The 21,822-nt window shown below is 71.5% G+C and carries 24 protein-coding genes and 1 pseudogene; 14 read left to right on the top strand and 11 right to left on the bottom strand.

Going from position 1 to position 21,822, the window contains the following annotated elements; all coding sequences use genetic code 11:
• Positions 1-4: 4 nt before the first annotated feature.
• From HDA34_RS08075 to HDA34_RS08065, 3 genes are all read left to right on the top strand, one after another.
• Positions 5-1,342 (top strand): FAD-dependent oxidoreductase, encoded by a 1,338-nt coding sequence (locus HDA34_RS08075; protein WP_166795231.1) that lies wholly within the window; start codon positions 5-7, stop codon positions 1,340-1,342.
• Positions 1,343-1,440: 98 nt separating this feature from the next.
• Positions 1,441-1,800: a Cd(II)/Pb(II)-sensing metalloregulatory transcriptional regulator CmtR gene (cmtR, locus tag HDA34_RS08070; protein ID WP_010080053.1), complete on the top strand. Its 360-nt coding sequence runs from the start codon at positions 1,441-1,443 to the stop codon at positions 1,798-1,800.
• Complete coding sequence (locus HDA34_RS08065; protein ID WP_036341590.1) at positions 1,797-2,399, top strand: cadmium resistance transporter; 603 nt, start codon at positions 1,797-1,799, stop codon at positions 2,397-2,399. Before cmtR ends, HDA34_RS08065 begins: the two co-directional genes overlap by 4 nt.
• 371 nt (positions 2,400-2,770) lie before the next feature.
• Here the strand turns inward: HDA34_RS08065 and HDA34_RS08060 are convergent, their stop codons facing one another.
• On the bottom strand, positions 2,771-3,652 hold the full coding sequence (locus tag HDA34_RS08060; RefSeq protein ID WP_134377543.1) for a manganese catalase: 882 nt from the start codon (positions 3,650-3,652) through the stop codon (positions 2,771-2,773).
• A gap of 285 nt (positions 3,653-3,937) precedes the next feature.
• Positions 3,938-4,945, bottom strand: coding sequence for an IS481 family transposase (locus HDA34_RS08055; protein WP_182496711.1), 1,008 nt, complete (start codon positions 4,943-4,945; stop codon positions 3,938-3,940).
• 388 nt (positions 4,946-5,333) lie between these two features.
• Between HDA34_RS08055 and HDA34_RS08050 the strand changes: the two genes are divergently transcribed.
• Together HDA34_RS08050 and HDA34_RS08045 are read left to right on the top strand one after the other, a co-directional pair.
• Complete coding sequence (locus tag HDA34_RS08050) at positions 5,334-6,677, top strand: IS256-like element ISMlu11 family transposase (RefSeq protein WP_012750929.1); 1,344 nt, start codon at positions 5,334-5,336, stop codon at positions 6,675-6,677.
• 743 nt (positions 6,678-7,420) lie between these two features.
• A complete protein-coding gene (locus HDA34_RS08045; RefSeq protein ID WP_134377366.1) occupies positions 7,421-8,491 on the top strand; it encodes a GNAT family N-acetyltransferase in 1,071 nt (356 codons plus the stop codon).
• Between the two features lie 24 nt (positions 8,492-8,515).
• Here the strand turns inward: HDA34_RS08045 and HDA34_RS08040 are convergent, their stop codons facing one another.
• Positions 8,516-9,136 carry a LysR family transcriptional regulator gene (locus HDA34_RS08040; protein WP_041103377.1) on the bottom strand — a complete coding sequence of 207 codons (621 nt, stop codon included), beginning with the start codon at positions 9,134-9,136 and terminating at the stop codon, positions 8,516-8,518.
• A 71-nt stretch (positions 9,137-9,207) separates the two neighbouring features.
• Between HDA34_RS08040 and lysE the strand changes: the two genes are divergently transcribed.
• The gene (gene lysE, locus HDA34_RS08035) at positions 9,208-9,822 is read left to right on the top strand and encodes an L-lysine exporter (protein WP_060973796.1); all 615 of its coding nucleotides are present in this window, start codon (positions 9,208-9,210) and stop codon (positions 9,820-9,822) included.
• Between the two features lie 37 nt (positions 9,823-9,859).
• Here lysE and HDA34_RS08030 read toward each other — a convergent pair whose 3' ends face one another.
• The 6 genes from HDA34_RS08030 to HDA34_RS08005 all read right to left on the bottom strand — a co-directional run bounded on the left by HDA34_RS08030 (position 9,860) and on the right by HDA34_RS08005 (position 15,718).
• The gene (locus HDA34_RS08030) at positions 9,860-10,372 is read right to left on the bottom strand and encodes a helix-turn-helix domain-containing protein (RefSeq protein WP_134377367.1); all 513 of its coding nucleotides are present in this window, start codon (positions 10,370-10,372) and stop codon (positions 9,860-9,862) included.
• Between the two features lie 75 nt (positions 10,373-10,447).
• A complete protein-coding gene (locus HDA34_RS08025; RefSeq protein ID WP_227717957.1) occupies positions 10,448-10,867 on the bottom strand; it encodes a luciferase domain-containing protein in 420 nt (139 codons plus the stop codon).
• Between the two features lie 118 nt (positions 10,868-10,985).
• Entirely contained in the window at positions 10,986-12,017 is a 1,032-nt protein-coding gene (locus HDA34_RS08020) for a methionine synthase (RefSeq protein ID WP_036314939.1), read from the bottom strand.
• Positions 12,014-13,060, bottom strand: a complete 1,047-nt coding sequence (locus tag HDA34_RS08015) for a DUF1852 domain-containing protein (protein ID WP_049145680.1) — start codon at positions 13,058-13,060, stop codon at positions 12,014-12,016. The genes HDA34_RS08020 and HDA34_RS08015 overlap by 4 nt, the downstream gene beginning before the upstream one ends.
• On the bottom strand, positions 13,057-14,367 hold the full coding sequence (locus HDA34_RS08010; protein ID WP_134377368.1) for a cystathionine gamma-synthase: 1,311 nt from the start codon (positions 14,365-14,367) through the stop codon (positions 13,057-13,059). Before HDA34_RS08010 ends, HDA34_RS08015 begins: the two co-directional genes overlap by 4 nt.
• Before the next feature lies 1 nt (position 14,368).
• Positions 14,369-15,718, bottom strand: a complete 1,350-nt coding sequence (locus HDA34_RS08005; protein WP_036381364.1) for an O-acetylhomoserine aminocarboxypropyltransferase/cysteine synthase family protein — start codon at positions 15,716-15,718, stop codon at positions 14,369-14,371.
• Positions 15,719-16,013: 295 nt separating this feature from the next.
• Here HDA34_RS08005 and HDA34_RS08000 point away from each other — a divergent pair, with 295 nt between their 5' ends.
• The 8 genes and pseudogenes from HDA34_RS08000 (at position 16,014) to HDA34_RS12025 (ending at position 20,636) form a co-directional block, all read left to right on the top strand.
• Entirely contained in the window at positions 16,014-16,742 is a 729-nt protein-coding gene (locus HDA34_RS08000) for a class I SAM-dependent methyltransferase (RefSeq protein WP_134377369.1), read from the top strand.
• Positions 16,739-18,064, top strand: a complete 1,326-nt coding sequence (locus HDA34_RS07995) for an MFS transporter (RefSeq protein WP_233437091.1) — start codon at positions 16,739-16,741, stop codon at positions 18,062-18,064. The genes HDA34_RS08000 and HDA34_RS07995 overlap by 4 nt, the downstream gene beginning before the upstream one ends.
• A 45-nt stretch (positions 18,065-18,109) precedes the next feature.
• On the top strand, positions 18,110-18,523 hold the full coding sequence (locus HDA34_RS07990) for a VOC family protein (RefSeq protein WP_049145697.1): 414 nt from the start codon (positions 18,110-18,112) through the stop codon (positions 18,521-18,523).
• A gap of 47 nt (positions 18,524-18,570) precedes the next feature.
• Positions 18,571-18,705 (top strand): annotated as a pseudogene (locus HDA34_RS07985) (GNAT family N-acetyltransferase); the annotation flags it as partial.
• Between the two features lie 286 nt (positions 18,706-18,991).
• Entirely contained in the window at positions 18,992-19,153 is a 162-nt protein-coding gene (locus HDA34_RS07980; protein ID WP_153239435.1) for a hypothetical protein, read from the top strand.
• Positions 19,154-19,274: 121 nt separating this feature from the next.
• Positions 19,275-19,454, top strand: coding sequence for a hypothetical protein (locus HDA34_RS07975; protein ID WP_158184041.1), 180 nt, complete (start codon positions 19,275-19,277; stop codon positions 19,452-19,454).
• A gap of 61 nt (positions 19,455-19,515) precedes the next feature.
• Positions 19,516-20,088 (top strand): DUF2812 domain-containing protein, encoded by a 573-nt coding sequence (locus tag HDA34_RS07970; protein ID WP_049145701.1) that lies wholly within the window; start codon positions 19,516-19,518, stop codon positions 20,086-20,088.
• Positions 20,085-20,636 carry a hypothetical protein gene (locus HDA34_RS12025; RefSeq protein ID WP_233437092.1) on the top strand — a complete coding sequence of 184 codons (552 nt, stop codon included), beginning with the start codon at positions 20,085-20,087 and terminating at the stop codon, positions 20,634-20,636. The genes HDA34_RS07970 and HDA34_RS12025 overlap by 4 nt, the downstream gene beginning before the upstream one ends.
• Before the next feature lie 52 nt (positions 20,637-20,688).
• On the opposite strand, the gene HDA34_RS07960 is transcribed toward HDA34_RS12025, so the two are convergent.
• A complete protein-coding gene (locus HDA34_RS07960; protein ID WP_049145708.1) occupies positions 20,689-21,204 on the bottom strand; it encodes a GNAT family N-acetyltransferase in 516 nt (171 codons plus the stop codon).
• Between the two features lie 140 nt (positions 21,205-21,344).
• Positions 21,345-21,785 (bottom strand): hypothetical protein, encoded by a 441-nt coding sequence (locus tag HDA34_RS07955; protein WP_098094167.1) that lies wholly within the window; start codon positions 21,783-21,785, stop codon positions 21,345-21,347.
• Positions 21,786-21,822 lie beyond the last annotated feature (37 nt).

The raw sequence follows: 21,822 nt of genomic DNA, 5'->3' as shown, positions 1-21,822 counted from the left end.
CATCGTGACCACCGCAACGAACTCACATCCCATTGTCGTCATCGGCGCTGGCCCCATCGGCCTTGCCGCCGCTGCCCACCTCTCTGAGCGCGGCCTGCCGTTCCTGATCCTCGAGGCCGGGACCGCGGCAGGAGCCGCGATCGCCGAGTGGGGGCACACGCGGCTCTTCTCGCCGTGGCAGCACAACCTCGACGCCGCCGCACAGCGTCTCCTCGAAGCTGCCGGCTGGACCGCACCCGACGCCGACGTTCTCCCGACCGGTCACGAACTGCGCGAGCATTACCTCGAACCGCTCGCGCAGCTTCCCCAGCTCGCCGAGTCGATCCGCTACGGGGCGCGGGTCACCGCCGTCTCCCGCGCCGGCATCGACAAGACCCGCACCGCACGCCGCGAGGAGACCCCCTTCCTCGTCCGGATCCAGACCACCGACGGGCACAGCGAAGACGTGCTCGCCTCCGCGGTCATCGACGCCTCCGGCACCTGGTCCACGCCCAACCCCCTCGGACAGGCCGGGCTCCTTGCTCCCGGCGAGCAGCAGGCCCGCGCCGCGGGCCACATCACCGCGCCGCTGCCTGACGTGCAGGGCCGCGACCGTGACCGCTTCGCCGGCAAGCGAGTCATGGTGACCGGTGCCGGCCACTCAGCCGCCAATACCCTGCTGGACCTCGCGGACCTGGAGGCCGACACCACCATCATGTGGGCCGCTCGCACCGCAGACCTCACCCGCGTCTACGGGGGCGGCGACCAGGACGAACTCGCAGCCCGAGGAGCGCTCGGCTCGCGACTGCGCCAGCTGGTCGACTCCGGACGCATCGCGGTCCTCACCTCCTTCACCATCACTCGCTTCAGAGCCGACGACACGTTGACCGTCCACGCTGTGACCCCGGACGGGGAGCGAGAAGTGAGCGTCGATGTGCTGGTGCCCGCCACCGGGTTTCGCCCTGATCTCGGAATGCTCTCCGAACTCCGCCTGGCCCTGGACCCGGCCGTCGAAGCACCGTCCCAGCTGGGGCCGCTGATCGATCCCGAGTTCCACTCCTGCGGATCCGTCGAGCCTCACGGTGAGCGAGTCCTCGCCCACCCGGAGACGAACTTCTACATCGTGGGGATGAAGAGCTACGGCCGCGCCCCCACCTTCCTCATGGCCACCGGCTACGAACAGGTCCGCTCCATCGCAGCAGCCCTGGCCGGCGACCGCAAAGCAGCCGACGCAGTCCACCTCGAACTACCCGAGACCGGCGTATGCACCACCGACCTCGGCGGCAGCTGCGACGCCCCAGCCCCAGCCGGCGACGCCTGCTGCAGCAGCCCGCAACTGATCGAGCTCCCCGTCGGCCGATGAGCAAACAGCGGGACGGCACGACGTTCTGTGCCACCCCGCTGGGGTATAGCTTTACGAGGCGACACTGTAAGTTCAGCTCATACTGTATAGTTCAGTGAATGCTGACTATCGCCTCTCGTGTTGATGTGATGAACCGGTTGGGCCGAGCGATGGCCGACCCCACCCGGTCGCGGATCCTGATGACCTTGCTGGAACGGCCGGCGTACCCGGCCGAACTAGCGCGAGACTTGGGGCTGACCCGGTCGAACGTGTCGAACCACCTGGCGTGCTTGCGGGACTGCGGGATCGCGGTCGCCGTGGCCGAGGGCCGCCAGACCCGATACGAGATCGCCGATGCACACCTGGCGCGGGCGCTGACTGCTCTGGTCGAGGTCACCCTCGCGGTGGATGAGAGTGCTCCGTGCATCGATCCCGCCTGCTCGCTTCCCGGATGCGACGCAGCTGGGGAGGGCGCATGAGCCTCACCTCGGTCTTGCAGGCGATGGGCCTGTTCGCAGCGACCAACATCGACGACATCATCGTGCTCTCCCTCTTCTTCGCGCGAGGGGCAGGCCAGCGCGGCACTACCGCCCGCATTCTGGCCGGCCAGTACCTCGGATTCGCCGGCATCCTCGGTGCCGCGGTCCTGGTGACCATCGGCGCCGGAGCATTCCTGCCCCCGGCAGCCATCCCGTACTTCGGCCTCATCCCTCTGGGCCTCGGCCTCTGGGCCGCATGGCAGGCCTGGCGCGGAGACGATGACGACGATGACGACGAGGCCAAGGTTGCCGGCAAGAAGGTCGGCGTGTGGACAGTCGCAGGCGTCACCCTTGCCAACGGCGGCGACAACATCGGCGTCTACACCCCTGTCTTCCTCAGCGTGGAACCTCTCGCAGTAGTCGCCTACTGCATCGTCTTCCTCGCGCTCGTCGCGGTCCTGGTGGCCCTGGCAAAGTTCGTCGCCACCCGCCCCCCGATCGCCGAAGTGCTCGAACGCTGGGAGAACATCCTCTTCCCCATCGTTCTCATCGGCCTCGGCATCGTGATCCTCGTCAGCGGCGGAGCCTTCGGACTCTGACGTAGCGGCAGCGATCCAAACGGCCCCGACCGGGCGCACCCCTCTCGGTTCAGACCGCGACACCTACCTGCAGCCAGTCCTGCGTGATCGCGGCAACAAGACCGCCACGGAGCGCTGCAAAAACCCCGCCACCAAGCGAACGAAGCCACAGGGCAGGGCGTGTAAAGGGGTATACCCGCGTGGACGTGGGTCAAGAACACTCCGTGCGACCACGCAGCCCTGTCCGAAGCGCCCGCATCCCCTCAAGAATGGCGAGGCACATTCTCGCCACGGCGCTTGCCAGGTAGATGCGGACCCGTACAGGGACAGACGACACGGGCCCGCCTGCCGGAGCAGACGGGCCCGTGCACTCCCTCATCGGGAAGGTCGGGTCACTCGCGGTGCAGCTTGTCCTGCACCGTGCCCGCCAGCTTCTCGACGCGGTTGGGCACCTCCGTGGTCCCGTAGAAACGGGAGTCCGGGTGGGTGGGCGGGGGCATGGGGACCCCCGCCGGCGGCTCGGACGAGTAGGAGAACTCGCCCTTGCCGTCCGGGGTGGGGCCTGCAGCCCACGAACCCTCCGCAGTGGCCTGACCGTCAGAGAACTCATAGTGCGTGTACGAGTGCTCCGTGGCCTCCTTCTTCTGCGGGAAGTTGCTCGGCACCGGCATCTCCTCCAGGCCGTCCTCCTGCAGCTCCTTCACAGCCGCCGCCCACTGGTTCTGGTGCATCGTGTCCCGGGCCAGCAGGAAGGAGAGCAGCTCCCGGATGCCCGGGTCATCGGTCATGTGGTAGAGCCGGGCCACCTGGGTCCGCCCCTGCATCTCCGCGTTGAGGTTGGCGGTCATGTCGGCCAGCAGGTTGCCGCTGGCGGTGACGTAGGCCGCCGTCCACGGATTCCCCATGCTGTCCACGGGGCGAGCACCGGCACCGGCCACGATGGCCTGCTGCAGGTCGGTGCCCCCGATGACGGCGGCCACGGCCGGGTCATCCTGGATGGCGTCGGTGGTGATCCCCACCGGGGCCTTCTCCAGCAGCTGGGCCACCATGGTGGCGAGCATCTCGACGTGACCGAACTCCTCGGCCGCCGTGCTGAAGAGCAGGTCCCGGTACTTGCCCGGAATGTGGGCGTTCCATGCCTGGAAGCTGTACTGCATGGCCACGGTGATCTCGCCGTACTGTCCGCCGATCACCTCCTGCAGCTTGCGGGCGTAGACCGCGTCAGGCTTCTCAGGACTGGAGACGTGCTGAAGCTTCTGCTTGTGGATGTACAAGGAGGACTCCCCTCGATCAAGTCGGATGCGTGAAGGCCCGAGGGGCTCCACGCCGGACAGCATCGACGCTACGCGGGTCTGACCGACCCGTGTAGTGCTGACCCACGCCGGAACTGCATCGGTCACCACCCGCGCCATGGACGCCAGCCCCACTCGGGGGGTGAGCGCTTTCGCCATCCTCCGCCTGCGGATGCGGCGGGTAGGTGACTCTCAGAGGCACGCGGCTTAAACGGTCGTTTGTGGCACGCGCCCCAGATGTCTCCGGCAGTCTCCCCACGTCGCCTGCTAGGTGTAGGAGGGCATGACGTTGTTGACTCGGGCCGGTGCCAACGAGGCCGGAGGGGCGTCCCCGCAGGAGGTATGAGGCCGATGGTAGTTGTAGTGGTTCACCCACACGGCCAGCGCCTCACGCCGAGCTGTCTCTGAGGTATACGGGCGGGCGTAGAGGACCTCATCGACCATCAGCCGGTTGTACCGTTCGACCTTCCCGTTATGGCGCGGGGTGTAGGGGCGGATCCGGTGGTGCCGGCCCCCGAGCGAGACCACCTTGGCGGTGAAGTCCACGGCCCGGTAGTTGTTCCCGTTGTCCGTGACCACCCGGTCCACGGTGATGCCGTGGGCGGCGAAGAACGCGCGGGCCCGGCAGAAGAACCCGATCGTGGTCACCGCCTTCTCATCCTCCAACGCCTCGGTGTACGCCAGGCGGGTGAACCCGTCGATCGCCGAGTGCAGATAGGTGTACCCGACCCGCCGGCCTGCACCACGCTTGGAAGCACGGCCTGCTTCACTTTCACGTCCGTGAGCACGCCAGCCGCCCCCGTCAGGGATCTTCCCGATCTTCTTCACGTCCAGGTGCACCATGTGCCCCGGGCCGCGGGCGGTGATCTTCTGCGGTCGTTGGCGCAGGTCCTCACCCGTGGGCGCGAGGTCTGGCAACCGGGAGATGCCCAGTCGGTGCAGCCACCTGCCCACAGTGCGCAGGCACAGCTGGTGGCCTTCAGAGACGAGGTGGTGATGGATGCGGCGGGCTGACCACTTCTCCCTGCGACGCAGGGTCTGGATCTGGGCCACCACCTCGGGGTCGAGCTGGGCAGGTGAACGGCGCGGACGGCTGGGCCGGTCGAGCAGCCCGGCCTCGCCCTCGGCGCGGTAGCGGGCCACCCAGGTGGCCACCGTGGGCCGGCTCACCCGGAACTCGGCGGCCACGTGCGCCTGCGGGATCCCGTCGTGCAGGTGGCGGTGGACCATCCTGAGACGGCCAGTGGGGGTCAGGGGTGCGTTAGCGTGAGTCATGAGTGGGTCTCTTCTGGCAGGTGGGTTGTTGAGGAACTTCCATCCTGCGGGAGAGGCCCACTCGTCTCATCTCAGCCCGTACCCCGTGGCAAGAACCTCATGACCCACAACAGCTAGGCGGTGTGACTTGCGCCGATGAATGTCCGGTATCTCGCACAGATCGCTGTCCGGCATAACCTCAGCTGGAGAAGTTGGGGCGGGTGAGTTGTTGCCCTCCGCCCTGGTGTCGGAACCGCATCATGCCGGATCGTGGGCGCATGAGAGTGACAGTCCGTGGAAACCGCTTGGTGAGCCTAGGGGCTCGAATCACTGTCGACGTCCCTGAGGGTCCGGGCGTGTCAGATGGTCTGTGTAAGCCGTACCGAGAGGAACGGTAAGAATCATGACCATGATCGACGAGAAGAACCCAGGCGAGCCCTCGGGCCAGGACCTGGTCGAGCAGCTGAAAGCCTCAGGGCAGCTTGATGCCCTGTTCGCGCAGATCGACGCGGGCGGCGTCGAGCTCACCGGTGACGGCGGGTTCGTGCCCGCGCTGGTCAAGGCCGCGCTCGAGCGGGGCCTGCAGGCCGAGCTGACCAGCCATCTGGGCTACGAGAAGGGCTCGAGCGAGGCGCCGAAGCACGCCAACTCCCGCAACGGGACCACCCCGAAGACCGTGGAGTCCGAGGTCGGGCCGATCGAGCTGGACGTCCCGCGAGACCGGGGCGGGTCGTTCACCCCGCGCCTGGTGCCCAAGGGCCAGCGGCGCCTCGGGGGCCTGGATGACATGATCATCAGCCTCTATGCCGGCGGAATGACGATCCGGGACATCCAGCACCACCTGGCCTCCACGATCGGCACGGACCTGTCGCACGAGACGATCTCCAACATCACCGACGCCGTGAGCGAAGAGGTCCTGGCGTGGCAGTCGCGGCCGCTGGAGGAGTTCTATCCGGTGATCTATCTCGACGCAATCCGGATCAAGATCCGAGAGAACAGCCAGGTCCTCAACCGTGCCGCCTACATCGCCGTCGGCGTGGACCTCGAGGGCATCAAGCACGTGCTGGGGATCTGGGTCCAGGACACCGAGGGCTCGGCGTTCTGGGCCCACGTCTGCGCCGATCTCGCCAACCGGGGCGTGCAGGACGTGCTGATCGTGTGCTGCGACGGGCTCAAGGGCCTGCCGGAGGCGATCGAGGCGACGTGGCCGGACTCGATGGTCCAGACCTGCGTGGTTCACCTGATCCGGGCCGCGATGCGGTTCGTGGCCTACCAGGACCGCAAGAAGGTCGCCGCCGCGCTGAAGCCGATCTACACCGCCCCCAACGAAGAGACCGCGAGGAAGGCGCTGGCCGAGTTCGAGGCCTCCGAGCTCGGCACGAAGTACCCGTCTGCAGCCGCGACCTGGGCGAACTCCTGGGAGCGGTTCATCCCGTTCCTGCAGTTCCCACCCATGCTCCGCAAGGTCATCTACACGACCAACAGCATCGAGTCGCTGAACTTCCAGCTACGGAAGGTGACCAAGAACCGCGGCCACTTCCCCTCGACCGAGGCGGCGGTGAAGCTGCTCTGGCTGGCGATCTGCAACATCGAAGACAAACGCGCCGCCGAACGCGCTCGGGACCGGGGCAAACCCGCCGGCCAGCGCAAAGCCCAGGGCCGGCTCGTCGAAGGCCAGGCCGTCACGAACTGGAAGCAGGCCCTCGCCCAGCTCGCCGCGGCCTACCCCGACCGGATCAACCCCTACCTGTGACCACCCCGCTTACACAGACAAGTTGACACGCCCGAGGGTCCGACGCCAGAGGTGCGGATTCACGCGCCGTTCTGCAGGCGAGCGATTCCCGTCTCGGAGATCTCCGACATCACTTCAGCCAGTGATGACGGCATGAACCACGGACTCCTCAACTGGTTCGTCACGGGCCGCGCTTCAGCCCCCGGCGGGGTCCGCATCAACAACGGCGGTCGGGCCCGCGTCACGATCCGGACCCGTGACGGGTCGCTCTTCAACGTCGTAGTGGACGATCACGACCAGGCGAGCCGCCTGGTTGAGGATGTCCGGTCGATCAGAGCACGCTCATCCGGCTAAATCGGTCGTTAGTGACGAGGGGCCCCGCCATGCGCCGTGTGCGCCACCTCCGGCCCTGCCCGCCCGCCGCACGGCTCGCCACAACCAACCCGCTAGAGCGGCAGCCGTCCGTACGTTTCGAGCGAGCCCTGGGGTGCGCGGGGGCGCCCACCTGGACACCCAGTGTCACGCCGACCGGATCCCGCCCGATACGCGAAGAGTCCACCGCGCGTCGTGTGGAACCTTGCCTGCATCTCGACAGCAAAGGCCCTTGCCCACCGATCCGCATCGTGACACAGTTCACCCCATGATGCAGCAGCAGTGACGCCGTGGGTCCGACGACCCACCACCGGCCTCCCCGCGCGCCCGTCTCGAGCACGGCTCGACGGGTGCCTCTGCGCCCACCCCTTTCTTCAGAAAGCAGTCACCGCATGCCTGACATCATCGAATTCCCCCTGCCCGTCTCGTCGGACGACCCCCACTGGCGGGCCTACTGCCAGCTCGGAGACGAGTACAACCACGAACTGATCGGCACGACCGAGTGGGACGAGACCCCCACGGACGCGCTCATCCAGGCCGCCGCCGAGACCGACCACACGCTGCGCCGCTACCTGGCGTACGTCGACGGCGAGGCGGTCGGCTACGCCCGCGTCCTGATCAACCAGGTCGACGACCCTGACGCGGCCACCCTCAACGTCTACGTCCACCCGCGGCACCGCGGACGCGGCCACGGCCGGGCACTGGCCGAGCGGCTCGTCCTGGACACCGCCGGCCTCACCCGTTTCGAGACCTGGCCGCTGACGCCGCGGCCGGTGGCCGGGCAACGGACGCTCACCCCGCCCAACGGCGCCGGCGCGGTGTCCGCCGAACATCCGGGTGTGCGTCTCGCCCAGTCCTACGGCTTCGCGCTCGTCCAGATCGAGCGGGTGAGCCGGTATGACTTCGCCGATCCGGGGATCGACCCCGCCGTCGCCCTGGCCGAGGCCGAACGCGTCTCGTCGGACTACGAGCTCCACGCCTGGGAGGGCGCGGCCGACGCGTCCCTGCAGGACGACCTTGCCGTCCTCAAGGCCCGCATGGCCACGGACGTGCCCTCCGGGGAACGCACCGTGGTGGAGCAGGTGTGGGACGCGGCCCGCGTGCGTCGCATGGACGAGCAGATCCTCACGACCGGGCGCCTCTTCCGCGCGGTGGCGCGGCACCGCGCCACCGGTCGGATCGTTGCCCTGAGCGAGCTGGTGGCGCCCCGCTCGCGCCCGGACGGGCTCATCGACCAGTGGGACACCATCGTGCTGCCCGAGCACCGCGGCCACCGCCTCGGCATGCGCGTGAAGGCGGCGAACCTCATCGCCGTGCGCGACGCGCTGCCCGGGGCCCGCGCGATCATCACGTGGAACGCCGAGGAGAACCGGCACATGCTCGACGTCAACGAGGCGCTGGGCTTCCGGCCCGTGCTGGCCGAGGCGTCCATGGAAGCGCCGGCACCGCTGCGACGTCGCTGACGGCCCGCGACCCGCGGCGCCGCCTCACCCCCGCTCGAGCGTCCGCTGGGCCGCCTCCCGCACCGCCCGCGTGAGCCGCACCAGGCGCGTCACGGGCAGTGTGGCCGCCTGCCAGTACAGGGGCACGAGGACGTCGTCGAGCCCGGGCACGCGGACCAGCCGGCCGGCGCGCACGTCCTCGACGGCCTGGGCGTCCACGAGCATCCCCCACCCCAGGCCGGCCCGGACGGACCGGTGGAACCCGTCGAACGACGGCGCCAGGTGCGTGGGCGGGGCGACGTCCAGCCCGGCGCCGCTCAGCGCGAGGCGCTGCAGGTCGTCCTTCGCGTTGTAGCGCATCATGGGCATCGCGCCGAGGTCGACGACGTCGCCCGCCGCGTGCCGGGCGAGCAGGGCGGGCGAGGCGAGCGGGACGTAGCGCATGCTCCCCAGCGGCTCCGCCGCGCACCCCTGCACCGGCTGCGGCTCCGTGGTGACGGCGGCCAGCACCTCGCCGCGCCGGAGCAGCACCTGGCCCACCTCCCGCTCCAGGGCGCGGATGCGCTGGCTGACCGCCGAGGCGCTGACGCCGAGCTCGTACGCGGCCGCCTCGAACGAGCCCTCGTCCGCGATCGCACGCAGCGCCTGCAGCTGATCCAGGTTCATGAAGCAGAGCTGAGGCACCTGCAGTTCTCTTCGTTTGGCTCAGGCCCGGCCGGGCCCTAGCGTCCTCACCCATGTGGACCCTCGCCGGCACCGGCCTGCTCACCGGACTCGCCCTCATCGTCGCCATCGGCGCCCAGAACGCCTTCGTGCTCCGCCAGGGCGTGCGCCGGGAGCATGTGGGCGCCGTCGTGCTGGTGTGCATGGCCTCGGACGCCGTGCTGATCCTGGCCGGGACCGCCGGGGTGGGTGCGCTCGTGCAGGCCGTGCCGTGGCTGCTCGAGGTGCTGCGCTGGGGCGGCGCCCTGTACCTGCTCTGGTTCGCGGTCTCCTCCCTGCGTGCCGCGCTGCGCCCGCAGGGGCTCGTGGCCGAGCAGGCGCCGCGCACCGCGGGTTCGGTCGTCGCCACCACGCTCGCACTGACCTGGCTCAACCCGCACGTCTACCTGGACACCGTGGTGCTGCTGGGCAGCCTCGCCAACCAGCACGGTCCCGACGCGCGGTGGGTCTTCGCCGCCGGCGCCGTCGCCGCCTCGGTCCTGTGGTTCACCGCGCTCGGCTACGGCGCGCGCCTGCTGGCCCGGGTGCTCGCCGACCCGAAGGCGTGGCGCGTGGTGGACGTGGTGATCGCGGTGGTCATGGCGGTGCTCGCGGTCCGGCTCATCGCCGGGTCCGGCGTGTGGGGATGAGCAGGCAGACGCCGGAGCGCGCCTCCGGCACGAGCCACTACCCGCGCTCACCCCGGAGGTCGGCGCGAGCCTGACGCAACGCCTCGCGGTAGGACTCCGCCTTCTGGTCGTAGAGGCCCGCAGACGCGGCCTCCCCGACGAGGTCACTCAGCGAGGCACGCCGCTCCCCGCGCTTCCGCTGCTGATAGGACACGACGTCTTGGAGCCGGATGCGTCGGTGCCGACCACCGGTCGTCCTCTCGTACGGCAACGCGCCCTCCTCGAGCAGCCTCACCAGCGTGGGACGACTGATGCCGAGGAAGTTCGCCGCCTCCTGTGTCGTGAGCAGCTGGTCGACGGGTGCCACCGTGATGGCCTTGCCCACCCGCATCGCCTCGACGACGTCCCGCAGGACGTTGAAAGCCTCTGGCGGCAGGGGGACCTTCTGCCCATCAGGGCCGACCAGGGCGGCCGGCTGCGTCAGGCCGTCGAGGAACCTGCCGACGTCGAGCATCTCCTCGAGGTCCGTCGGCGGCAGCACCGTGTGCTTGTCATTCACCGTCGCAGTCATGGAACAAGACTACCCGCGAAAACGAAAAATTCGCAGTTTCCTCTCGCGTCCGCTTCCCCGCTCCGGGGCGCTGCGTCAACCGCGCGCGTAGGCGAGCGACTCCTCGATGATCCCGACGACGACGGCCAGCTCTGCCTCGTCCCGCGGACCGTAGAGCATCCACTCCGTGCCGAAGTCCGCGTAGCCATGCGGTTCGAGCCATCCGAGCTCGGCCAGACGGACGCCGCGCTCGGGCGCCAGGACGAGGTGCACTGACGTGTCGTCCACCCCATGCAGGTGCACCGGCTCCCAGCGCCGGCCTGGTGAGAGGTTGACCTCCGGGGTGCGCTCCTCCGGCCGGCCTGTCAGGTGGAGGGCGCGCGACGTTGCTGGCGAGACGGTGCTGTGGCCCTCCTCGACGCCGTCGAGGGCGAACACCGCAGCGACCAGACGGCCCCACAGCTCCGGCGATGATCGCTGATCAAGCTGTCGGTGGGGCCCCTCGGTCGACGTCACGGGACGACTGCCCGGCCGGGGATCGTCAGCGGTGAGCCGGACACGGGGGCTCGCATCAGGATCCCTGCAGACGATCCTGACGGGGCCCCGCCGGCCAGGCAAGGCCATCAGGCCCCCCTCACTCCCCGCCCAGCTCCTCCCGGAGGATCCGCGCGCCGGCCACGAGCGCGGCGGTCTTGTCCCGCGCCACGGAGCGAGCCAGCGGCGCCATGCCGCAGTTGGTGCTCGCGATCAGCTTGTCCGCGTCCACGAACTCGAGGGTCTCCCGGAGGGTCGCCGCGACCTCCTCGGGCGTCTCGATCTCGTCGCTCGCCACGTCGATCGCGCCGACCATCACCTTCTTGCCGCGCAGCAGGCCGATGAGCTCCGCCGGCACCCGGGAGTGGTGCCGCTCCAGGGCGATCGTGTCGATCGTGGACTCGCGCAGCAGCGGGAACGACGTCTCGTACTGGCGCCACTCCTCCCCGAGCGTGGCCTTCCAGTCGTTGTTCGCCTTGATCCCGTAGCCGTAACAGATGTGCACGGCCGTCTCACACGTCAGGCCCTCGGCCGCACGCTCGAGCGTCGCCACGCCCCAGTCGCGGACGTCGTCGAAGAACACGTTGAACGCGGGCTCGTCGAACTGCACGACGTCGACGCCCACCGCCGCCAGCTCCCGCGCCTCCTCGTTGAGGATGCGCGCGAACTCCCACGCGAGCTTCTCGCGGCTGCCGTAGTGGCGGTCGGCGAGGGTGTCGATCATGGTCATCGGCCCGGGCAGGGTCCACTTGATGGGCCGGTCCGTCCGCGCGCGCAGGGCCTTCGCGTCGTCCACGAACACCGGCGCCGGCCGGCCCACCTCCCCGACGACGGTCGGCACGCTCGCGTCGTACCGGTCGCGGATCCGCACCGTCTCCCGCCGGTCGAAGTCCACACCGCCGAGGTGCTCGATGAACGTGGTGACGAAGTGCTGGCGGGTCTGCTCGCCGTCGCAGACGATGTCGATGCCCGCACGCTCCTGATCGGCCACGGCGAGGGCGAGCGCGTCGAGCTTGCCCTCGCGCAGCTGCTCCCCCTCGAGCTTCCAGGGCGACCAGAGCGTCTCCTCCTCGGCGAGCCAGCCGGGCTTCGGCAGGCTGCCGACGAGGGCGGTGGGGATCAGGGTGGTCATCGGGTCTCCTCGGTGTCTCGTGCGGCGTGGGCGGCGGCCCAGCGCTCCAGCAGGTCGCGGTGCGGGCCCACGAAGTGCTCCTGCGTGTACTCCCCCTGCTCCCGGCCGAGGCGGGCCCGCTCCTCGCGGTCGTAGGCGATCCGGGTCTGCGAGAAGTCGCCGTGGTCCAGGCGCGGCCGGTAGACCTCGCCGGCCCCGGCGTTCGCGTTGTAGATCTCCGGCCGGTAGATCCGCTGGAAGGTCTCCATGGTGGCGATCAGCCCGGCCAGGGAGAGGTTCGCGTGGTCGTTGAGCAGGTCGCCCCGCGAGTAGAACGCCAGCGGCGCCACGGCCCCGCGCGGCAGGAAGCACCGGATCCCCAGGCCCATCCGGCCGAAGTAGCGGTCCGTGCGGGAGGGCTCGTCCTGGCGGTACTCGACCCCGAGCACCGGGTGCTCGTTCGTCAGCCGCCGGTAGGTGCGGCTCGTGGACACGCTGATGCAGATCACGGGCGGCTGCGGGAACCGCTCCCGGTACGCCTGCGAGTCGAGCAGGTGCCGGAACAGCCGCCCGTGCAGGTCGCCGAAGCCGTCGGGCTCCTCGGTCCCCGGCGACGTCGCCGCGTGCGCGGGCAGCACCACGGAGAAGTCGTGGTCGCGGACGTAGGAGGAGAAGTTGTTCCCCACACTGCGGCCGAGCACAGCGCCCGTCGCACGCTCGACCACCCGCACGTCGAGCATCTCCATGAGCGGGAAGTCGACATCCGCGCCGTCGTCGGCGGTGAAGTGCACGTCGATCGAGACGATCTCGATCCGTGCCGTGTAGCGGTCCCGCTCCGGGTTGTCCCAGGGGGCGAGGTCGTTGAGGCGCCCGTCGATCATGGCCAGGGCGGCGCGCAGGTTCTCCCGCCGGTCCGCACCGCGGGCGAGGTTCGCGAAGTTCGTGGTGGCGCGCGTGCTGGCGGCGGGCGTGTAGTCCTCGTCGAACGGCGTGGTGTGGATGCTGAACGTCAGGTCGTCCACGCGGGTGGGCACGGTACTCGGGACAAGGGTGGCGTGGCTCATCGGGTCCTCTCCGGGGTGCGGGCGTGGGTGGTGCGGTGGTGGGCGGGTGCGGGACGGGGCACCGCGGACGACGACGGCGCCCCGCAGCCGGCGGCGACGCGTGCGGCACATTCGAGGCCGGCCTCGAGGTCCGCCTGCAGGTCGGCCACGTCCTCGATGCCGACGGAGAGCCGGACCAGGTCCGTGGGGACGGCCAGGGGCGTGCCCCGCACGGAGGCGTGGGTCATCTCGGAGGAGTAGCAGAGCAGCGATTCGACCCCGCCGAGGCTGACCGAGAGCGCGAACAGCTCGGTGGCCTCGGCGAACGCGCGGGCCGCGGCCTCTCCCCCGGCCAACCGGATGGAGACGATCCCGCCGAAGCCGTCCATCTGCCGCGCGGCGAGTGCATGGCCCGGGTGGTCGGGCAGCCCGGGGTAGAAGACCTGGGCGACCTCGGGGCGGCCCTGCAGCCAGCCCGCGAGCGCGGCGGCGTTGGCGCCGTGCCGGTCCATGCGCAGGCCGAGCGTCTTGAGGCCGCGGGCGGCGAGGTAGGAGTCCTGCGGGCCGGCGACCGCACCGGCGGCGAACTGCTGGTAGGCCACCGCCTCGGCCAGCGCCCGGCCGCGGAACTCGCGGTCGGCCACCACCACGGCGCCGCCGAGCACGTCCGAGTGCCCGCCGATGTACTTGGTGGTGGAGTGCACCACGACGTCCGCGCCGAGGTCGAGGGGCCGCTGGAGGTAGGGCGAGGCGAACGTGTTGTCCACGACCAGCAGCGCGCCGGCGTCGTGGGCGATCTGCGCCCAGGCGGCCAGGTCCGCGATGCCGAGCAGCGGGTTGGACGGCGTCTCCACCCACAGCAGCGCGGTGCGGCCGGGACGGACGGCCGCGGCGACCGCCGTCGGGTCGGTGATGTCCACGGGGGTGTTGGACACGCCCCACGGCTCGAGGACGGTGGTGATGAGGCGGTGGGTGCCGCCGTAGCCGTCGCCGCCCAGCACGATGTGGTCGCCGGGGCGCAGCACGGCCCGCAGGAGGGCGTCCTCGGCGGCGAGCCCGGAGGCGAACGCGAACGCCCGGTCGCCGTGCTCGAGGGCGGCGAGCTGGGTCTCGAAGCCGTTCCGGGTCGGGTTGGAGCCCCGGCTGTACTCATGCCCGGCGCGCAGCACGTTGATGCCGTCCTGCACGAAGGTGCTGGTCTGGTAGATCGGCGGCACCACGGCGCCGGTCAGCGGGTCGGGCTCCTGGCCGGCGTGCACGGCGGTGGTGGTGAAGCCGCGGACGGCGGGGCGGGACACGGAGCGGGTGGTGTGGTGGACGGCGGTCATCTCAGCGCACCTCCTGGGTGACGGCGGCGGTCTCGGGGACGGCGGGCGTGGCGGCGGGGACGGCCGGCCCGGCGGCGGACACCGCGGCCAGGGCACGGTCCAGGTCCGCGATCAGGTCGTCGGGACACTCCAGCCCGATGGAGAGCCGGACGGTGGTCTCGGCGATCCCGGCGGCCTCGCGCTGCTGCCGCGTCAGGCGGCAGTGCGTCATGGTCGCCGGGTGGGAGACGAGGGACCGGGCGTCACCGACGTTGACCACCAGCTGGAACAGCTCGAGCGCGTCGAGGAACGGGGCCACGGCCTCGGGGCCGCAGGCCAGGTCGAAGGAGAACACCGAGCCGACGCCGTCCGGGAAGTCGCGGGCGGCCAGCGCCGCGCTGGGATGCCCGGCCACACCGGGGTGGTGCACCCGCGCGACCGCGGGGTGCCCGGCCAGGTGTTGGGCTACGGCCAGCGCGGTGGCGGTGTGGCGGGCCACGCGCAGGTCGAGCGTCTCGAGCCCCTGGATGAACTGCGCCGCGCTCGCGGGGGCGAGGGTGGGGCCGAGGTCGTGCAGGAACTTGCTGCGGGCCAGCGTCAGGTAGGCGCCACGGCCGTGCCGCTCGACCAGCGTCTGCCCGCCGTAGCGGGCCTTGGGCCGGGCCAGCTGCGGCCACCGGTCCGGCGCCGCGCCGTAGTCGAACGTGCCGCCGTCCACGATCGCGCCGCCGAGCACCGCGCCGTGTCCGCCGAGGAACTTGGTGGCCGAGTGCACGACGACGTCGGCGCCGTGCTCCAGCGGCCGGTAGAGGGCCGGCGTCGCGAGGGTGCTGTCCACCACCACCGGCACACCGGCCGCGTGGGCGAGGTCCGCGAGCGCGGGCAGGTCCGGGAGGGTGGCGAGCGGGTTGGTGATGGCCTCGAGGAAGAACGCGCGCGTGTCGGGCCGGACCGCGGCGGCCCACGCGGGCGGGTCCGCCGGGTCCGCGAAGGTGACCTCGATGCCGAAGTCCGCGAACGTGTCCGTCAGCAGGTCGACGGTGCCCCCGTAGAGCTGGCTGGAGGCGACCAGGTGCTTGCCGCCCTGCAGCAGCGCCAGCAGGGACAGCGCGACGGCGGCCTGGCCGGTGGCCGTGGCGATCGCGCCGATGCCGCCCTCCAGTGCGGCGAGGCGGTTCTCGAACACCGCGACGGTCGGGTTGCCCGTGCGGCTGTAGGTGAAGCCGGGGGTCTCGAGCCGGAACATCGATGCCGCTGTGGCGTGGTCCGGGAAACGGAACGCCGTGGTCTGGTGGATGGGCGGGACGACCGGCCGGTGGGGTGCGGCGGGCTCGTAGCCGGCGTGGACTTGCTGTGTGGCGTGACGGGGCATCTGCTCTCCTCCATCGGTCCTGGCGGTAGCACCGGGCCTGCCGTTCCCGGGGGTCCGGGTCCGGCGGGCGGGTTGCTGCGGCGTCGTCGAGCCAGATCTCTCGGCCGCTCTGGATGGGTGGTGAGCCCATCCCACGCGGTGGGCCGCCGCGAGTCCAGCGGGCGGCCGGCTCGCGCGTCATATGAGCCGCCACCGCGCCATCCAGGACCGGCCGGAGCCTCTCCGGGGCGCGGCGGGCCGAGGCAGACCCGTGTGACGGACCGGCGTGGAGGGGGGGTGTGTCAGACTCCCAGGCATGACACAGAGCACACCGGGCGGACCGGCCACGGGCCTGCCCGACTTCCGCCCCTCGGGCAACCAGGGCGTGGACCCGGCGCTGTACGAGATCGAGAACGCGGCCATGGACCGTGAGGGCGCCCTCTGGGCGGCGCTGCAGGAGGCGGCGCCTTGGGCCGGGCGGACGCTGCTCGACCTCGGTGCGGGCACCGGCTTCTGGCTGCCCCGCTACGCCGACGCGGCCGAGACGATCGCCGTCGAGCCGGACGTGCGCCTGCTGGGGGCCGCCCGCGCCCGCCCCGGCGGGGCGCGCGTGCTGTACGGCTCGGCCGAGCAGATCCCGCTGCCGGAGGCGAGCGTCGACGTCGTGCATGCCCGGTTCGCGTACTTCTTCCCGCACCCGCGCTGGGACGTCCGACCCGGCCTGGACGAGGTCGCCCGGGTGCTGCGGCCCGGCGGCGCGCTCGTGGTGATCGACAACGACACCGAGCGCGGCCAGTTCGCCGAGCTGCTGCGGGCGAGCACGAACGCCGCGGCGCAGGGCCAGGACACGTACGCCCGCGAGTGGTGGGCCGGCGTCGGGGCCCAGACCCGCGAGGTCATGAGCTCGTGGACCTTCGACTCCCGCGCCGACCTCGAGGCCGTCCTGCGGCTGGAGTTCGAGCGAGGGGTCGCCGACGCGTGGCTCGCCGAGCACCCCGCAGCGACGTCGCTGAGCTACGGCTACCTGCTCCACGTGTGGCGGTGAGCACGGACCCGCGTCGTCAGACGCCTGCCCCCCGCACCCCTGACACTGGGACGCCCCCGCCGCCGGAAGGACGGGCGCGGTGGCTGGTCGCCTCCAACGCCCTCGACGCGGGTGGCCGGTCCGCCTCGGACGTCGCCCTGGATGTCCTGGCGGTGCTCCTGCTCGGCGTGGGCGCCGACGGCATGGGCGTGCTGATGGCGCTCTCCGGGTTGGGATTCCTCCTGCTCGGCGTGCCCATCGGCATCGTGGTGGACCGACACCTCAGCCCGCGGCTGCTCGCGGCCACCGGCCTCGCCAAGGCGGCGGTGCTCGGCTCGCTCGTCGTGGCGTGGGCGCTCGACGCGCTCACGTTCGGTCACCTCGCCGCTGTCATGGCCCTGCTGGGCGTGCTCACGGTGCTGGCCGAGACCACCCAGACCGCGCTCGTGCCGCGCGTCGTGCCGGCCAGCGCCGTCGCCCGCCTGACGGCGCGGCTCGAGTCCGCCGACGCCGCCCTTGTGTTGATCGTGCCCGCCGCGGCGGGCGTCCTCGTCGGGTCGCTGGGCGCGGGACCCGTGCTCGGCATCGCGACGGCGTTCCTCTTCGCGGCGGCGATCGTCGCGCTCCGGGTGCGGTTGCGGCCCTCCGCCGCGGCGGACGTTCCGGACGACGACGGGGACCCCGGCGTCGCGGACGTCCTCTCCCGCTGGGCCCGGTTCGGGAAGGACGCCGCGGAGGGGTGGACGGTCCTGCGGCGCACCCCGGTCCTGTGGCTGCTGACGATGGGGTCGGTGGCCGCCAATGTGGGCATGGCCCTCTTCGCCCCGGTCGAGGCGGTCTGGATCCTGACCGACCTGCGGCTCGGGCCGGAGTTCCTGGGCGTCCAGATCACCGCGGGCGCGGTCGGGGCACTGGCGGCCTCGTCCCTGGCGGGCCGGGCCATCGACCGCCTGGGCGGGCGCCGGTGCATCCTCCTCGGCTCGGTCGGCTGCGCCGTGGCCGTGGGGCTGCACCTGCTGGCCTACGTCGACCGCGCTCATGCCGGGCCGTGGCTGCTGGCCGGCGCGGCCCTCTGGGGGTTCATGGTCCTGCTCGGGAACATCACCCAGGCCGCCGTGACCGCCCGCGCCTGCCCCGAGGGCACGCTCGGGCGGGTCACCGCGATGCGCCGCACCCTCACCCGGGGCTCCGTGCCGCTGGCGACCCTCGCGGGAGGTGCGCTCGGGGCGACGCTCGGGGTCGGCTGGGCGCTCGCGGGGTGGCAGGTCCTGGCGGTGGTCTCGCTGGCCGCCGTCGTGCCGGCCGCGCGGTGGGTGGATGCGGGGCGCGACGACGTCGACTGAGGCCGAGACGCTGACGCGGACGCCGAGGTCGCTTAATGTGTGGCCATGGTCAGCCGCCCCGTGCTCCAGCAGCCGGTCGTCGACGCCGCCGACATCCGTTCCGTCGCGGAGTTCTACCGCGAGCTCCTCGGCCTCCACTACCGCGCGGGCGACGAGCTCGCGGACGGCCGCGAGCCGGACAGCGCGGACTGGCTCGTGCTGCTGGACGACGACGGCCGCCGCGTCCTGACATTCCAGCGCACCGAGGAACTGAAGCCCAGCACGTGGCCGTCACCCGAGGTGCCGATGCAGCTGCACCTGGATTTCACCGTGCCGGACCGCGATTCCCTCGACGCGGCCCACGACCACGCGCTGCGCCTGGGCGGGCGTCTCGTCCTGGACCGCTCCGACGACGAGGACGAGCCCCTGTACGTGTTCGCGGACCCGGCCGGCCACCCCTTCTGCGTCTTCGTGGGGTGAGCGCGGCAGACCGCGGCACGGCTCAGTGCCGTCGGTAAGGTCGTCGGGTGATCCCGCAACCCACAGATCGACTCACGTTCCGGTGCATGACCGACGCTGACCTCGACGACATGTGCAGGCTCCTCGGAGACGCGGAGGTCATGCGCTACTACCCGCGAGCCAAGTCGCGCAACGAGGTGCAGCGGTGGACCCGACCCGGACGCGGCCGATCCGATGGGCCCGATGCCCCACGACCCCTCCTGGGCCGGCGGCGGGGACGACTCCCTGCTCCAGCGCGCCGCCGAGACCGCCCGCGACCTGCTGCCCGGCAAGGACTGACCCGGGGGCCTCCGGCAGGAGGGCCAGGGGTGGGCGTGTCGGCCTGACCCTTGGTTGACTTGCGACGACGTCGGCCCACCCCACCCCGGGCGCCGTCGGACAGGGGGCGCTCACCCGGCGCCCCTCCCACCACGCCTGAGGAGGGCACCCATGGCTGATCAGCAGATCCCCGAGACGAAGAACTCCGACGCCCCCGGCGACCAGGACCAGGCCGCGCAGCAGGCGCCCGCCGAGGTCGACGGCCTCGCGGCCAAGGCCGAGCAGTCCGAGAAGGAGACCGAGGAGAACGACGAGGGCGGCTACGGCCACTGACCGACCACCTCGTCCCACCGACGACGCCCCGGGTGCCGCGCGCATCCGGGGCGTCGTCGCGCCCGGGGGGGCGTCAAGGTCGGCATCCGATGCCCCATCCCCTTGCACCCACCGGCAGTCGATGACTGAGTGTCACTCAGAGATATATCCCTCAATGATTCTCGGGGAGTGGCGGGACCCCGATGATCCGCATCTCCACACCACGTTGAAGAAGCTCAGGGATGCCGGGTTCATCGAGGAGTTCGACGGCGACGACGCCCGACGCGTCCATCGCCTCACCCCCGGGGACGCGGCGTCCTGATGAGCGACATCGAGCGCCGGCGCGGAATCCTGGCGATGGCCGACCAGATCATGGAGACGACATGAGCACCACACGCATGAGCAGTGGGCCGGCCTTCACCCCGGAGAAGGACCTCGCGAGGTTCGAAGACACGGCCCGCCGCGGCCAGCGGCTGACCGGGTTCTCCCTGGCCGCCCACGGCTGGCGCTTCGAGGACGCCGAGCCCGAGGACGTCGTCTTCGACATGTCCTACGAGACCGACCCCGACGACCACCACTTCGACCTCTTCCGGGCCGCCGGCTGGACGCCCGCGCTCACCTACGGCCACATCCGCCTCTTCAAGGCCGCCCCCGGTACCACCCCCGTCCACACCGGCACGGAGTCACGACTCGAGGAGGCGCTCGGCAACCGCGCCCTGTTCCTGCGGTACACCGCAGTGACGATCGCCGCCGTGCTCCTGGTGGTGCTGGCGATGGCGGCCGCCGACTGGCCTCTTGCGGCGGTGCTCGCCACCGTCGCGGGCCTCTACGTCCTCTCCTTCACGGACCTCGAATGGCGAGGACTCATCGGCTGGGGGCTCTTGCTGCTGGGTCTGGCGTTCCACATCGTCCGGTTCGGGCTGAAGCCCCCGTCGGACCCGGACCGGCGCCGATGACCACCGCGCCGGCCGAGGCGGCGCGCACCGCCGTCGTCGAGCCGCCGCCCGGCTACGCGGTGCTGGGGTGGGCGTTGGTGTTCGTCACGGCGCTCCCCTTGGTCCTCTTGCTCGTGCTGGATCAGGCCCTACGGTCGGCGGGCATCCTCGTGATCGCCGCGGTGAGCCTCGGGCTGGTCGTGTGGCTGAGCCAGGTGGCGTTCCTGCGCGCCCGCATCGAGCTCGCGGCGGACCCCGCCGCCGGCGTACTCCGCCTCCGGGCCCCGCTGTACTCCCGCGAGCTGCCCCTGGACTCACTGGCCACGGTGGAGGTCCAGGACGACGTCGGCCCGGGCGTCGCCTACATCAACTGGCCGGTGACGGGGCGGGCCCGCTCCCGCCGCGGCGTGCGCCTGGACCTCGGCGGCCCCGCCGGGCTGGTCCTCGCCACCCACGACGGACAGCGGTTCACTGTGGTGACCCCGGATCCAGAGACGGCCGCGGAGCTGCAGGCGACGGTGACCCAGGCGACGTCGAGCGGCGACGTCCGGAATCGACTGCAGAAGTGACCCCTCTGACGCCCGCTGACACCCCCAGAAGGGTCACTTCCGCAGTCGATTCTCAGGTGTGCGCGCGACGCCCGTCCGTCGCACCCGCCCCCGCCCGCCGCATCGGCACGTGCGGGATGCCGTCCTCGAGGAACTCCGGCCCGTCCGGCGCGTAGCCCCAGCGGGCGTACCAGTGCGCCAGGTGGGCCTGGGCGTCCAGCACGCTCGGCCGCCCGCCGATCCGGGCGACCGCCTCGTCCAGCAGCGCCCCGGCCAGGGCCCGGCCCCGCGCGTCGGGGTGGGTGACGACGCGGCCGATGCGGGCGACGTCGCCGTCGTCCAGCAGCCGCAGCGTGGCGACGGGCGTGCCCGCCTCGTCCTCGACCCACAGGTGGACGGTGGCCGGCTCGAGGTCGCGGCCGTCCAGGTCCAGGTAGGGGCAGTCCTGCTCGACGACGAACACCAGCGACCGCAGCTGCCAGAGGCGGTAGGCCGTCGTCCGGTCGAGCTCGTCGAAGCCCGCGGCATGGACGGCAGGGGCGGGGCCGGGTGTGGCGGCGGGCGGCGTGGGGGCGGGGCGCTCGGGCATGAGCCGATGGTGCCACGGGAGCGTCCGACGCCCGGCGCCCGACGTGCTCCTGAGTGCTCCGGCGTCGCCGAATCCACTGCGGAACTGACCCTTCTGGCGACCGCCACCGCCCTCAGAAGGGTCACTTCCGCAGCGGATTCTCAGCCGTCCTCGCGGCGCAACGGCACCGGGACCGGTTCGGGCTGAGGCTCCCCGGTGGTGGTGGCCGCGAGCACGCCGTGTGCCGCCGCGGTCAGCACGGCGGCGAAGAGTCCCACACCCAGCGCCGTGGCGGCCCCGTCCGCGAGCAGGGGGATCACCATGCCCGGCACGATCGCGACCCCCACCATCACCACCGCGAACCACGCCGTACTCCCCCGGCCGGCGTAGAACACCTGACGCCCCGCCTCCTCCTGGTCCACCCGGTGGTGCACGTCGCGCAGGGCGAGGACCACGCCCAGGAGGCACGCCGTCAGCAGCCCGACCGCCCATCCCAGCCCCAGCTCGTGCCGCAGTCCGGACACGACGCCGGCGCATCCCACGAGCGCCGCCGCGACGGCGATCCGCACGTGCCAGACCTTCTCCCGCTCCATCCCGTCCATGGCCCCACCCTGTCAGAGCGCGGGACGAAGGGCGAGG

The organism is Micrococcus luteus (genome assembly GCF_014138885.1).
Classification (GTDB): domain Bacteria; phylum Actinomycetota; class Actinomycetes; order Actinomycetales; family Micrococcaceae; genus Micrococcus; species Micrococcus luteus.
This window is presented reverse-complemented; position numbering and strand designations above follow the sequence as displayed.

Bases quoted from the DNA above. Each gene is read 5' to 3' on its own strand.
- HDA34_RS12025 (WP_233437092.1), top strand. From the start codon at position 20,085: ATGACCACCGCGCCGGCCGAGGCGGCGCGCACCGCCGTCGTCGAGCCG.
- HDA34_RS07980 (WP_153239435.1), top strand. From the start codon at position 18,992: ATGGCTGATCAGCAGATCCCCGAGACGAAGAACTCCGACGCCCCCGGC.
- HDA34_RS07970 (WP_049145701.1), top strand. From the start codon at position 19,516: ATGAGCACCACACGCATGAGCAGTGGGCCGGCCTTCACCCCGGAGAAG.
- HDA34_RS08000 (WP_134377369.1), top strand. From the start codon at position 16,014: ATGACACAGAGCACACCGGGCGGACCGGCCACGGGCCTGCCCGACTTC.
- HDA34_RS08045 (WP_134377366.1), top strand. From the start codon at position 7,421: ATGCCTGACATCATCGAATTCCCCCTGCCCGTCTCGTCGGACGACCCC.
- HDA34_RS08005 (WP_036381364.1), bottom strand. From the start codon at position 15,718: ATGCCCCGTCACGCCACACAGCAAGTCCACGCCGGCTACGAGCCCGCC.
- cmtR (WP_010080053.1), top strand. From the start codon at position 1,441: ATGCTGACTATCGCCTCTCGTGTTGATGTGATGAACCGGTTGGGCCGA.
- HDA34_RS08050 (WP_012750929.1), top strand. From the start codon at position 5,334: ATGATCGACGAGAAGAACCCAGGCGAGCCCTCGGGCCAGGACCTGGTC.
- lysE (WP_060973796.1), top strand. From the start codon at position 9,208: ATGTGGACCCTCGCCGGCACCGGCCTGCTCACCGGACTCGCCCTCATC.
- HDA34_RS08020 (WP_036314939.1), bottom strand. From the start codon at position 12,017: ATGACCACCCTGATCCCCACCGCCCTCGTCGGCAGCCTGCCGAAGCCC.
- HDA34_RS08065 (WP_036341590.1), top strand. From the start codon at position 1,797: ATGAGCCTCACCTCGGTCTTGCAGGCGATGGGCCTGTTCGCAGCGACC.
- HDA34_RS08010 (WP_134377368.1), bottom strand. From the start codon at position 14,367: ATGACCGCCGTCCACCACACCACCCGCTCCGTGTCCCGCCCCGCCGTC.
- HDA34_RS08030 (WP_134377367.1), bottom strand. From the start codon at position 10,372: ATGACTGCGACGGTGAATGACAAGCACACGGTGCTGCCGCCGACGGAC.
- HDA34_RS07990 (WP_049145697.1), top strand. From the start codon at position 18,110: ATGGTCAGCCGCCCCGTGCTCCAGCAGCCGGTCGTCGACGCCGCCGAC.
- HDA34_RS07975 (WP_158184041.1), top strand. From the start codon at position 19,275: ATGACTGAGTGTCACTCAGAGATATATCCCTCAATGATTCTCGGGGAG.
- HDA34_RS07960 (WP_049145708.1), bottom strand. From the start codon at position 21,204: ATGCCCGAGCGCCCCGCCCCCACGCCGCCCGCCGCCACACCCGGCCCC.
- HDA34_RS08055 (WP_182496711.1), bottom strand. From the start codon at position 4,945: ATGACTCACGCTAACGCACCCCTGACCCCCACTGGCCGTCTCAGGATG.
- HDA34_RS08040 (WP_041103377.1), bottom strand. From the start codon at position 9,136: ATGAACCTGGATCAGCTGCAGGCGCTGCGTGCGATCGCGGACGAGGGC.
- HDA34_RS07955 (WP_098094167.1), bottom strand. From the start codon at position 21,785: ATGGACGGGATGGAGCGGGAGAAGGTCTGGCACGTGCGGATCGCCGTC.
- HDA34_RS08015 (WP_049145680.1), bottom strand. From the start codon at position 13,060: ATGAGCCACGCCACCCTTGTCCCGAGTACCGTGCCCACCCGCGTGGAC.